Annotated in this window: 11 protein-coding genes and 1 pseudogene; 5 read left to right on the forward strand and 7 right to left on the reverse strand. The window is 33.5% G+C overall.

What is annotated here, in order from left to right; genetic code table 11:
• Positions 1 to 137: 137 nt before the first annotated feature.
• The gene (locus tag ACVWY7_RS21225; protein WP_456523957.1) at positions 138 to 521 is read right to left on the reverse strand and encodes a gamma-glutamylcyclotransferase family protein; all 384 of its coding nucleotides are present in this window, start codon (positions 519 to 521) and stop codon (positions 138 to 140) included.
• A gap of 25 nt (positions 522 to 546) precedes the next feature.
• Complete coding sequence (recQ, locus tag ACVWY7_RS21230) at positions 547 to 2,664, reverse strand: DNA helicase RecQ (RefSeq protein ID WP_456523958.1); 2,118 nt, start codon at positions 2,662 to 2,664, stop codon at positions 547 to 549.
• A 1,071-nt stretch (positions 2,665 to 3,735) separates the two neighbouring features.
• Here recQ and ACVWY7_RS21235 point away from each other — a divergent pair.
• The 3 genes from ACVWY7_RS21235 (at position 3,736) to ACVWY7_RS21245 (ending at position 5,431) form a co-directional block, all read left to right on the forward strand.
• The gene (locus ACVWY7_RS21235) at positions 3,736 to 4,359 is read left to right on the forward strand and encodes an acetylglutamate kinase (RefSeq protein WP_456523959.1); all 624 of its coding nucleotides are present in this window, start codon (positions 3,736 to 3,738) and stop codon (positions 4,357 to 4,359) included.
• Positions 4,360 to 4,487: 128 nt separating this feature from the next.
• On the forward strand, positions 4,488 to 4,847 hold the full coding sequence (locus tag ACVWY7_RS21240) for a cytoplasmic protein (RefSeq protein WP_456523960.1): 360 nt from the start codon (positions 4,488 to 4,490) through the stop codon (positions 4,845 to 4,847).
• A 131-nt stretch (positions 4,848 to 4,978) separates the two neighbouring features.
• Positions 4,979 to 5,431, forward strand: a complete 453-nt coding sequence (locus ACVWY7_RS21245; RefSeq protein ID WP_456523961.1) for a hypothetical protein — start codon at positions 4,979 to 4,981, stop codon at positions 5,429 to 5,431.
• Between the two features lie 121 nt (positions 5,432 to 5,552).
• On the opposite strand, the pseudogene ACVWY7_RS21250 reads toward ACVWY7_RS21245, so the two are convergent.
• Positions 5,553 to 7,108: pseudogene (locus ACVWY7_RS21250) on the reverse strand (IS1182 family transposase).
• A 109-nt stretch (positions 7,109 to 7,217) separates the two neighbouring features.
• Positions 7,218 to 7,412: a hypothetical protein gene (locus ACVWY7_RS21255; RefSeq protein WP_456523974.1), complete on the reverse strand. Its 195-nt coding sequence runs from the start codon at positions 7,410 to 7,412 to the stop codon at positions 7,218 to 7,220.
• 251 nt (positions 7,413 to 7,663) lie between these two features.
• Between ACVWY7_RS21255 and ACVWY7_RS21260 the strand changes: the two genes are divergently transcribed.
• Positions 7,664 to 8,494: a hypothetical protein gene (locus tag ACVWY7_RS21260; protein WP_000722395.1), complete on the forward strand. Its 831-nt coding sequence runs from the start codon at positions 7,664 to 7,666 to the stop codon at positions 8,492 to 8,494.
• A 68-nt stretch (positions 8,495 to 8,562) separates the two neighbouring features.
• Here the strand turns inward: ACVWY7_RS21260 and ACVWY7_RS21265 are convergent, their stop codons facing one another.
• Positions 8,563 to 9,012, reverse strand: a complete 450-nt coding sequence (locus tag ACVWY7_RS21265; RefSeq protein ID WP_456523962.1) for a DUF6884 domain-containing protein — start codon at positions 9,010 to 9,012, stop codon at positions 8,563 to 8,565.
• Positions 9,013 to 9,309: 297 nt separating this feature from the next.
• On the opposite strand from ACVWY7_RS21265, the gene ACVWY7_RS21270 reads away from it, so the two are divergent.
• A complete protein-coding gene (locus ACVWY7_RS21270) occupies positions 9,310 to 9,507 on the forward strand; it encodes a DUF4017 family protein (RefSeq protein WP_000789865.1) in 198 nt (65 codons plus the stop codon).
• An 18-nt stretch (positions 9,508 to 9,525) separates the two neighbouring features.
• Here ACVWY7_RS21270 and ACVWY7_RS21275 read toward each other — a convergent pair whose 3' ends face one another.
• Positions 9,526 to 11,172, reverse strand: coding sequence for a M3 family oligoendopeptidase (locus ACVWY7_RS21275; RefSeq protein ID WP_105989648.1), 1,647 nt, complete (start codon positions 11,170 to 11,172; stop codon positions 9,526 to 9,528).
• A gap of 105 nt (positions 11,173 to 11,277) precedes the next feature.
• Positions 11,278 to 12,207 (reverse strand): manganese-dependent inorganic pyrophosphatase, encoded by a 930-nt coding sequence (gene ppaC, locus ACVWY7_RS21280; protein WP_000416849.1) that lies wholly within the window; start codon positions 12,205 to 12,207, stop codon positions 11,278 to 11,280.
• Between the last annotated feature and the right edge of the window lie 70 nt (positions 12,208 to 12,277).

The raw sequence follows: 12,277 nt of genomic DNA on the forward strand, positions 1-12,277 counted from the left end.
AGTTGCCTGTCAGCTACTAGGCGACTTGGCTCTTACCTAGGCTGGACTTTCACCAGCAAGCAGTGCCCAGCTTAGCTGGGCACGCTAAATAAAAAAATAGATAATGGATTAATCCACTATCTACTCTTTAGCTACTCTTATTTTACTTTTTGGTACTCCACCCAATCTCCAGAATCAATCACTTTCAATATCATCTTTTTATCTTGGGCGATATATACATACGCCTCTATTTCCCTATCAGTAGCATATACTGTTTGCGTAATTCGATCATATAAATCAGTCTCCGCATTACCTGTATATTCTTCTAGTTCATCTAACTTATGCAATATCTCATCATTTACTTCATAAACTTCACCATACACCTTTTCTTCACTCGAATAAGTCATGGCTGGATACCCTTCGTTTGTATCAAATAATTTCCCATACGTCCATGCTTTGTCTGCAATGCATATTGCACCTTGCATATAATGAGCATTCGATTGCTCTTTTCTTAACGTGCCATATACAAAAACGTGATGCATAAATCCCTATCCCCTTTACATGTCTCTACTTTCTAATTTGTAAATAAGCACGAATCATAAAGTAACTCACTTCATTCGGAAGTTGTTCTTTAATCGATTTCAGACCACCCTCAGCATTTTGCACAGCAGTTTCAATCAGTTGTCCGTATTCTGCAGGAACAAAACTGTTCCAGTCTACTTCCATTCCATCTTCAAAACAACGAATTAAATGATTTTCAATCGTTTGTCTTGATAAGCCACGTTCTTTCGCAATTTCATCTAGATCAATATCTTGTTTATACATTTCATATGTTTCTAAATGAGAATTTGCTGAAGCTTTCCCTGTTTTTTTTCGCTCTGTCACGACTTCTGTCTTAATTGTTTCAGCATAGTTTGGGTTTTCCTCAATAAAGTGCTGAACTGCTTGTAAGAAGTGCGAACCATACTTCACAAGTTTATGTTCACCAATCCCTTTCACAGTTAAAAGTTCAGAGTCACTTTGCGGCATTTTTGCGCACATATCTTTCAACGTTTGGTCAGAGAAAATAACGAATGGAGGTACACCTTCTCCTTGCGCAATTTCTTTACGTACTTCACGAAGTACTTCAAATAAAGGATGATCTTGAACGATTTGTCTTGTCTCTACTCGTTCTTTACGTAATACATTCTCTTTACCTAGTAACACTTCTTTCCCTTTTTCCGTCACTTTTAGTGTCGGGTAAGTACCATGTTCAACTGCAATTAATTCGTCTGAAATTAAAAACTCAATAAACTCACTAACTTCTTTTACACTACGATTTGATAAAAGTCCGTAAGTTGGCAAAGTATGAAAATTAAATTCAATGACTTTCTTATTTTTAGATCCAGTTAGTACTTGTGCAATCATTTGTTTACCAAATCGTTGATTCGTCCTAATCATACAAGATAGAACCATTTGTGATTCTCTCGTCACATCGATACTTTCTCGGTTATCCGTACAATTACCACAGCGACCGCAATCCTCTTTCGGTTCTTCTCCAAAGTATTGCAAAATAAATGATTGTAAACATTGTTCTGTATGACAGTAATCAGTCATATTTTGCAATTTTTCAAGTTCATTTGAAAAACGAGATTCTCCGGTCGATTGATCAATTAAAAAGCGCTGTACTTGCACATCTTGAGAAGCATACAGCAATATACATGCACTATCTAATCCGTCACGTCCTGCACGTCCTGCTTCTTGATAATAACTTTCCATATTTTTTGGCAGTTGATAATGAATAACGTAACGAATATTCGATTTATCAATCCCCATACCAAACGCAGATGTAGCTACCATTACACTCACTTCATCACGTAAAAAGAGTTCTTGCTGCTCATTTCGATCATGATCGCTCATACCAGCGTGATATTTGGAAACCGAAACTCCCGCTTTCATTAAATCTTCATACAACTGATCGACTACTTTTCTAGTAGCTGCATAAATAATTCCGGATTCCTTTTGATTTTGACGAATATAATCCGCTAAATACGCATTACGATCTTGTCCTTTAATAACAGAAAATGATAAGTTCTCGCGCTCAAACGTTGTCATAATCGTGTTTTCTTGATTAATTCCAAGCGTGTTGCAAATATCATCACGAACTTGTGGTGTTGCTGTTGCTGTTAAAGCTAATACGAGCGGCTTTTCTGGAAGATAGTCTAATATGCGATGTATATGTAAATAACTCGGACGGAAATCGTGTCCCCACTGCGAAATACAGTGCGCCTCATCAATGGCAATCATCGGGATTTTCATATCGATAAGTTGGTCAACAAACTCCATTGAATCAAGTCGCTCAGGCGCTACATAAAGTAACTTATAATGTCCTTGTTTCGCTAATTGAATTCGTTGATTCGCTTCTGTAATCGAAATAGAACTATTAATATAAGTAGCTGAAATACCGTTTTGTACTAATGTATCTACTTGATCTTTCATAAGTGATATTAAAGGCGATATAACTAACGTTGTTCCTTCAAATACTAATGCAGGAATTTGATAACAAATTGACTTACCACCACCTGTAGGCATAATACAAACTGTATCTTTCCCATCTAATACATTTTTAATTGTTTCATCTTGTCCTCTTCGGAATGACGAATAACCGAAATAAGACGCTAAAAGTTCTTGTGCTTTTGTAAACAAAAAAGAGTCACCTGCTTTTCTTTATCTTTCATCTACTTCTATTATATCATCACTTACGCGTCATGAAAGTGATGAATACATGACTAACAGCTTGCTTTTTCATTACTTTATGCTTCTTTACGTTTTAGAGAATGATTAGCACTATAATAAATTTAAAATAAATACACATTTTATTAATTCTCCTTGAATACTACTAATCTTATACATATGAATTCAGGAGGTTACTATATGAAGCACCGTAATATGAGTTCCATCAAACAGAAAACCGTACCAAACCAACTCCAATTCTCAAATAATGACGCGTGGAAATATGAATCATATTATAAGTACCAGCCATTATTTTCTTATAGAAAGCTTTTTCATTTTTTTTCTCAACTTTTTAAACGTTAATACACGTACGAAATAGATCATTCATAATCATTTTCTCAATATAAACCTTATAGACTTACTACAATACAGTTGTTATCATATGAAATATTCTGTTGGATAAATCCCTTAAGTTGACCCGCTTATATAAGCGGGTCTTTTTTTATATTATATATTTCATAACACTATTAGATGTAATTATAAATCTTATCGCCATTTTATAATCTTAATCCACTCACTACAAATGGTGATAATCACAAAAGGTAAAATATAAATGCTTAACATTTAATTATCTAATTCTTTTTTCTCAATACACAAAACGAATTTCACTTGCTATTATAAAAGTACTCCAGATGAGTTTTTGCTCATCGACATTATCTAGTGAGAGGGATCTGCCGCGGGAAGCAGGTCCCTTTCACTTTATTAAAGAGCCATTTTTATTTGGACACATTTACCAGGTTTTTTTTAGTGAATTTTATGATAATATTACGTAGTCGAGTCCGACATCTCGGCAATACCCTTTTGAGGCTCTGCAACTTCCCTTGCAGAGCCTCTTTTACTTTATATTCAATTTATTTATATATAACGCAATAAAATTCCTCATCTTTTTCCATATCAATTTCTGAAAATAAACGAGGACACGTAACTAATTATAAATTCCCATCATACTTTGAGTTATACATGTTCAAAGGAGTGTTACCGTTTATGTATTCTTATTGGCAAGCGCATTACTCCCCCTATCATAACCATTATGTACACTTTGATACATCTGTACGTAATTACAGAATTAGTAAAAACGAGAACTTTTTTAAAGGTTATATGCGTTCCTTTTGGGAACAACATGTCGCTTGGACGAGATTAGCTATTATAAGTATTGTTTTCAATTTACCTGACGTAAACGTTACTGTTGGACGGCTTCTTCAAAATGCAACACATATGGGACTATCTCTTGAACCATTCTATGGTGAAGATGCTGTAAAAAAATATAGTGCACGAATTAAAGACCACTTAGTAATTGCAGCGGATCTTATTAAAGCCACAAAAGCTGGTGACCAAAATGCAGCTGCCGCTATAGAGAAAAAATGGTACGCTAACAGTGATGAAATTGTTGCGTTTCTTACTAGCATTAACCCATATATAGATAAAGAAGCATTTAGAAAAATGTTTTATGAACATTTAGCATTAACAAAAGCAGAAGCACTTGCCTTTCTAAATAAAGATTATGAAGCAGGAGTAAAATTGTACGATAAAGTTGAAAAAGAAGCTTTAGAAATGTCCGACATGATAACAAACGCAATCGTAAAGCAATTCCCGCAAGTATTTCAATAACAACAAGCCGATTTGAAAAAACAAATCGGCTTGTTAAACTTTCTATTAAGGATATTTCGCCATGCTCTTTACATTTAGCTTATATCGATATATTTTATTAATATCCGTTTTTTATAGGAGGAAATAGTTTGATTAACGCCATTGGTCTCGTATTTATACTTACAAATAAACATGAGAAAAAGAAGAAAGTATATCTGAATGAAAAATTTGCATTAATAGACATTATTGATTCTAAGGAAGTAATTGATGATAAAGGGAACTCACTAGTAGAACTAACATGTAAATACAGTATATATTTAGATGAAAAATACTACTGTAAATCTCTTGATGATTATACTGGACAAGTCTTTCCCTTTTTAAGTGCTAAAATAGGAAAAGGACTTCTCAGAAACTTAAATTATTACTTTTCTTACGTTGATGTATATGATAAAAAACCACCTGTTAAAGAAATTAGGCCACTTATGAAACAAGTAACGAACAGACAGTGAAAATACTAAAAAGAAAGCATCTAACTTCAGATGCTTTCTTTTTTAATCTAGAACTCGTTAAATTCTATCCCTCTTCTAAAAGCATGTATTGAGGCATACTTTAAATTAAAAACATTGGAGGATTAAACGGAATGAAATACTCAGAAACGATAGTTAGTAAACGGCTTCGAACACTTAAAATATGTAGTATGTTTATCATGCTAGTTTTAATCGCATGGGTTGGATATACAAAATTGCTTTATAAAAACGGATTTCTACAAGAAAAGAAAAATTCAGTTGAAGTAATGAATACTAGTATTACAGGAGAAATTGAACAAAATTTCCAAGTAAACTTACAAGGTTATCGTAAAACAGACCTTAATACTATTATAGATGCAAGTAGGACAGATCCGAACGAACTATCCTTAATTGAGATTATCAATAAATCTTGTTCACAAGATTGCATAGGTGAACCATTGACATATGTGAACGCAAACAATGGATATATCTTTTATAAGGAATCTACCGGAACTAATGTAGCTATAAAGATTAAAAAACAAGATAAATGGAAAATTGTAAAAAAATCTGTTGAAGATGGAATATAACCTTATAAAATGAAAGGTTGTCCCAAAAGGTCGTTAAAAACGAACTTTTGGAGACAACTTCTTATATTTTACCTTTATATGGATAAAAACCCCGATCATAAGTAGAAAACCTATAAGTTTTCTACTTATGATCGGGGTTTTTCGCTTTTGATTGAGCTGTTGTTGTCCATTTCCGTAAATTATGGGCAACACAAATAAGACCCCATTCCAGTCGATTTTTAGAAAGGCCTCGCAAGGAAAAACGTTGGAAGAAACGATTGTATTTAATATGACCAAATACGGGTTCTACCTCTATTTTTCGCTTTCCATATAATTCTTTACCTTCTATTGTACGTAAACGTTCTCGTACTTCTTTTCGCTGTTTTTGATTTTTGACAGAGACACTGATAGATTTTGTTTCTTTTCCTTTGGCACATGTTTCTTGAAATGGACAGCCCAAACATTCTGTACAACGATATGTTCTTTTGACAGAAGTATAACCATTGCTTGTTTGTTGTTTGCTTTCATGTGAAAAAATAAGGCGTTTTTCATTTGCACAAATCCATTCATCTAGCTCTTCCTCATAAACCATATTTTCCACTCGACCGATTTGTTTCGTCCAAGCCTTCGTTTGTTCTTTTTCAAACGTATTGTATTTCACATATGCTTTCATTTTTTTCTCTTCACAGAATGCATAGTTTTCTTCACTTCCATAACCAGAATCGGCAACTACATTTTGAGGCTTTGCACGATTGTACTTCTCAAATATTTCAAAATGAGGAATCAAACAAGTTGTATCTCCCGCTTTTTGATGAATGCTAAACCCTGTAATAAATTGATCCTCGGTTCCGATTTGTATATTGTACCCTGGTTTAAGTTGACCATTTTTCATGTGATCTTCTTTCATCCGCATAAAGGTCGCATCTGTATCTGTTTTCGAAAAGCTATTTCTTTCTTGAAATGTTTCTTTATGAGCTTCGTATTTTATTTTGCGTGGAAGAAGATCATTTTCTAACTGACGCTTTGCTTTTTTCATCGTTTTATTTTTCGGTTCATCTTGCAGGCGTTTTTCTAAGGTTTGAATGGTTTGTTTAATTTTTTCTGAAGTGACAGAACAGGTATCTTTCATTTGTTCTTCTTCTAATTCCGCTTTCTGATCGTCTTCACTTGCTTGTTCAATTGTCGCGACAATTTTTTGGTACTTCTCATCTAGTTTTTGATCATATTTTTCTGTGGATTTTTTCCATACAAATGTATATCGATTGGCATTTGCCTCGATTTTTGTTCCATCTAGAAAATAATCTTCGAGTTTGACAAGCCCTTCTTGTTTCAACAGGTCGATAAGAGAGAAGAAAGTTTCATAAATCACGTCTTTCATGCGCTCGGATCGAAAACGATTGATCGTACGAAAGTCTGGTGTTTTTTCATCAGAAAGCCACATGAAATGAATATTTCATGGAGTTGTTCTTTAATTTTTCGAGAAGAATAGATTCCTTTTGCATAAGCATATAATAAAATTTTTAACATCATTTTTGGATGGTACGGTGGTCTGCCACCACCTGGATAACGTGATAAGAGGATAGAGAGATCCATCGCTTCTACAGCTGTATGAACCACTCGTGAAAGATGATGTTCAGGAATATAAACCTCAACATCTAGTGGAAAAGTAAGTTGGTTTTTGTTATAATCTATAAACATAAAAGAATTGTTCCTTTCTTTTGATTATTTTGTTGTGGTGACTTAATTATATCAAAAAGGACGATTCTTTTTTTTATTTTCTGTAAAGAAAGAGGTTGCCCAAAAGTAGCTATTCAGCTACTTTTGGGACAACCTCTTTATTGTTAATACCCTTCCTGTTTACAATGGCATTTCGGTTTCTCTTTACAATAACATTTCTCGCAATCACATTTCGGTTTCTTCTTGCAGCAACACTCTTCACAATCGCACTTCGGTTTCTCTTTGCAACGACATTCGTGACAATTCCTACATCCACATTTTCCAAACATTAAATCGTCCCAAAATGAACGCCTACAATTCCAATGATTCCCCATGAATATGCATCCTCCTAATTAGAATTCATCATATTCTATGTTTGAAAGTATAAAAAGGATTGTTTGCTAGTCTAGTTTTGCCTCTTTAGTATAGTAAATCTTACTAAAAATAACTCTTTTTAAAAGTTTTTGTAAAATAATTACTTGTAATCTGTTATACTATAAACCGAAAATATATTTTATATATGTAGGAGGATAAGTTTTGAAGAAAATTCTATTATCTGTTCTTTGTGGAGCTATTATTTTAGGTGGAGCATGCTCTAAAGATACAGACTCTAAAGATTCAACATCAAAGAAAACTACTAAGGAGACAAGTGAATCGACACAGGTATTATCAAAAGAAGAATTTGAAAAGATGCACTCTAATCCTAAAGAGTATAAAGGAAAAAAGGTTGATTTCTATGCGCAGATCTTTGTCGAGCCTGAACGTGATAAAGATGGTACATATCTTCAAGCTTGGGCTGATAAAGAGCACAGCAAAAACACTATTATTGCATATAAAGATCCTAAATTAGATGTAAAACGCGAAGATTACATTCATGTAAAGGGAACTATTAAAGACGTCTTTGAAGGTGAAAATGCTTTTGGCGGAAAAGTAAAAGGCCCTACTATCGTTGCAACAAGTATCGAAAAAACAGATTATGCAACTGCTTTTGATCCTGCAAAAAAAACAATTGAAGTAAACCAAGAGCAAGACCATAATGGTTATAAAATGATTGTTAAAAAAATTGAAATCGCTGATAAAGAAACGCGAGTTTACTTTACAGCCAAAAATGATGCAACTGCAGCATTTAATTTCTATGATTTTAACTCTAAATTAATTGTAGGCGGTCAACAATTAGAATACCAAGATAATTATGAGGCAAAATACCCTAAAATTCCACAAGGTATGATGCCTGGTGTAACTAGTGATGCTGTTTTAACATTCCCTAAACTCCCAATTGAGCAAGGTGAATTGCAACTAATACTAGAAGGTTCAAGTGAAAATTACGATTTAAAACCTGAACCATTCAATTATAAAATTAAGTTTTAAAGAATAAAATCGACTCTTTTTTAGAGTCGATTTTATTTCATATTATAGAAACACTAATTAATTTTCTACTATAATTCCTTCCCTTCCCCCACAGCCCCTTTCAACCTCTGCAACATATACCCAATCCCTTTACAGCCTGCTAACGGATACGTAATGATTTCTTTTGGATATAATTGTGTTACTACCTTCCTATGCTTCTTACCTGCAAGTAAAACAATTTCATCAAACTGAAGCAAATCTTTTTCAATCATTTGTTGTGTTAATTGTTCCATACTAATAATCTCATCACCCTTTGAATCAAATGCAAGATCATAGTTTTCTAGTACAATATCATTTGGTCTTAAAAATCCATGCTTCGCCGATAATATAACCCAATTCTCAAAAAACATTGTTGCATACGCCTGACATGCTTTTCCGAACGGACTAATATATACATCTTTTGCCTCCATCGGGCCGTAATCCGGATACTTATCCCAAATTTTCTTTTTTCCGCATGGAATTATGCATAACCTTCTCATATATTTCTTACCTCTTCTCCTGCATAAGTAAAGTTAATTATTTTATACATTTTTCTCTCAACATGCTATATAATGATATTTAAAATACAAATTACATCTTTTACCATATCACTACATTTTTTTTTACTTAATATTCACTTTTTTAAGATTTGAACCCCAATCCCCCTATTTAAACATAGGACACTCCTTGTAAATATTATAATACTACATTCAATGGTAAATTTACTTTTTAAAGAATCTGAATATAATTTGATATATAAATAATAAAATTAAACATCTTTAGAAGGAGGTGAACAAGTGAAAAATATACTCCCTGCACTAGTACTCTATATTATAATTTGCATAATTGCTATACTTGCTCCAGCGTCTGAAGGCTATAATCATGTGGGCTGGAAATTGTTTGTTGGGCAAGCGTATGCCCTACCTATTTTCCTAATTACAGCTATTATTACATTTTATATAAACAAGAAAAAATCTACGAATAAACAGTTATAAGGATAGCGAATGCTATCCTTATTTTAATTCATTGATCAAATCCAAAATAACACTTGCAGTACTTTCTATCCTTTCTTCCGAAAAATCAAACGTGACACCTGTTTTTTCATATATTTCTTGTATAGATAAATTCCAATCTGCACTCGCACCTTCTTTAAAGAAAGCAATCGCTTTTTCTGGGTCTTCCCAGTAAATTTGAAACAATTGCATTGCTCCTATTTGTGCAATTGCATATTCAATTTTATAAAAAGGAAACTGAACATAGTGAAATGACTCTATCCAACTTGCACCAATTTCATCCTCTAATCCTGCAATGTCGACTGTTGAATATTGATATCTTTTGCATAGTTCGGCGTATTTCTTATCACGTTCTTCTGGTGTATGGTTTGGATTCTCATAGATCCAGTGCTGGAATACATCTCCTGCAACTGATGATAGTAATAAAGACAAAGCACGATATATTTGTACGCGTTGCACTTCTTTATATTCATCCTCTTGCTTATAAAAAACATTTAGCTTATCCATTACTAATAACTCAAGACTGAGGGAATAAAGTTCAGCCACCTCTTCGCGCAGATATCTTTCCTGCATACTACTATCGTTTTTAAATTGTTTATAAAAATGAAATGCATGCCCCACTTCATGTATAAGTGCATTAATTGCATAAAATGAAGGACTAAAATTAGAATACACAAAAACCTCTTTACTATGGGGTAAGGTAAAACAAATAGCTCCTGGTGCTTTATTTTCACGTTCTTCTACGTCAATGCATCCAGCTTTCCTTAAATGAACAAATTTCTCATAAAAATATAAATCTGTCGTCCGAAACATTTCTTCCACCCCATCCAATAAATCAATAGCATTTTGGATTGGGACTTTTGGTAAATTACATGGAGAAATATCCCAAGGGCGATACGTTTTTACACCGAGATTCTTTTTAGAAATACTTCCTAACTGTTTCCAAATTGGTACAACATACTTTTCTATAGATTCATGGAGCTTATAGCAATCATCAATACTGTAATCTCTGTTTTTTTGTTTAAAAGCATATTCACTATAATTATTAAACCCTGCATTTAAAGCTATCTCATTCCGCAATTGTATAAGTTCATTCATAATACGATCCACTTCTGGTTTCACTACACTCCTTGCTTCACATAAAGCGTACCAAGCTTTTTCGCGAATAGCTCTATTGGGGTTATCTAACTTTGCCTTTACGTATGCATACGTCTTTCGCTCGCCTTCCCAATTAATTGTTATGTTAGACATTATTTCTCTATACTTCGTAATGCACTCTTGCTCTTTAATAGAAAGAGCAATGTTTTTTTCATTAAACATTTTACTCTTTACAAATCTTGCTTTTTTCATAAATCCATATTTTCGCTCGTCTAATAAGTTAGAAAACGGACACTCTATAAATTTTTGGTCAAACTTTGCATTGTATCTTTTTAAAAGTGGTTGAATTGTATTTTGATTATACATATGTAAATCACGCATATTTCTGTTATCTGTATCTCTATACGTGGCGATTAAACTACTTGTTATCTTCTCTTCTATTTCAGCGTTTACACGCAATTCATCGAAAAGCCAATTTTCTAATTCTAAAACAGAAGTAATATTTCGCTCTAAAAGTGACTGTAATTTACTCTCCAAATCATTAAACATACGCAACTCTCCTTTTAAAATTCTAATTTTCTGTTTTTTAGAGAAAGAAAAAGACAAGTAGCCAATCTGACTACTTGTCTTTTTGTTAAATCATACTCAATAATATTAAGCTTGGAATGCTTCTGTTAATACTGGTACGATTTGTTTCTTACGAGATACAACACCTTTTAATGTAGCAGTATTGTTTTCTAGAGATACGTTGTATGCTTTCTCAACAATGTTTGCTGCTTTACCGATCGCAAGACCGACAGAATCGTTAGTTAAGATATCAGTTACAACGAATAAGAATAGGTCTAAACCTTTTTCTTCTACTACTGCAGAGATAACTTTTTCAAGTTCCGCTTGGTGTACAAGAACGTCATTTGTATCAACAGCGTTTACTTGTGCGATTTCAACTTTCGCATTACCCATTTGGAATTCTTTAGCGTCAAGAGAGATTAATTGCTCCATTGTTTTTCCGCTTAAGTCAGCACCAGCTTTTAACATTTCTAAGCCGTATTTGTCAGCATCTACACCAGCGATTTCCGCTAATTCACGAGCTGCTGCTACGTCTTGCTCTGTGCAAGTTGGAGATTTGAATAGTAAAGAATCTGAAATGATTGCAGATAACATTAAACCTGCAACTTCTTTACGAATTGTAACGCCGTTTTCTTTGTACATTTTGTTTAAGATTGTAGCTGTACAACCAACCGGCTCACAACGGTAGTAAATAGGATCGCTTGTTTCAAAGTTAGCAATACGGTGATGATCAATAACTTCTAACACACGAACAGATTCGATATCGTTAGCACTTTGTTGACGCTCGTTATGGTCTACTAAAATAACGTTGTCCACTTCGTTTGCAACTGTCTCAACAAAACGCGGTCCTTCTACTTTAAAATAGTCTAACGCAAATTGAGTTTCACCGCTGATTTCACCTAAACGTACAGGCTCAGCATTCATTCCTAATTCTTTTTTCAATTCTGCATAAGCAATTGCAGAACAAATTGCATCTGTATCTGGGTTTTTATGCCCGAAAACTAGTACTTTTTCCATGTTTTCCACCTCTTCATGAAAAGGATATCTTAAAGAAGCAAATATGACAATATTTAAAGCATAATTTTTT

It is taken from the genome of Bacillus sp. TE9106W (genome assembly GCF_054062215.1).

Bases quoted from the DNA above. Each gene is read 5' to 3' on its own strand.
- ppaC (WP_000416849.1), bottom strand. From the start codon at position 12,207: ATGGAAAAAGTACTAGTTTTCGGGCATAAAAACCCAGATACAGATGCA.
- ACVWY7_RS21275 (WP_105989648.1), bottom strand. From the start codon at position 11,172: ATGTTTAATGATTTGGAGAGTAAATTACAGTCACTTTTAGAGCGAAAT.
- ACVWY7_RS21265 (WP_456523962.1), bottom strand. From the start codon at position 9,012: ATGAGAAGGTTATGCATAATTCCATGCGGAAAAAAGAAAATTTGGGAT.
- ACVWY7_RS21225 (WP_456523957.1), bottom strand. From the start codon at position 521: ATGCATCACGTTTTTGTATATGGCACGTTAAGAAAAGAGCAATCGAAT.
- ACVWY7_RS21235 (WP_456523959.1), top strand. From the start codon at position 3,736: ATGTATTCTTATTGGCAAGCGCATTACTCCCCCTATCATAACCATTAT.
- ACVWY7_RS21245 (WP_456523961.1), top strand. From the start codon at position 4,979: ATGAAATACTCAGAAACGATAGTTAGTAAACGGCTTCGAACACTTAAA.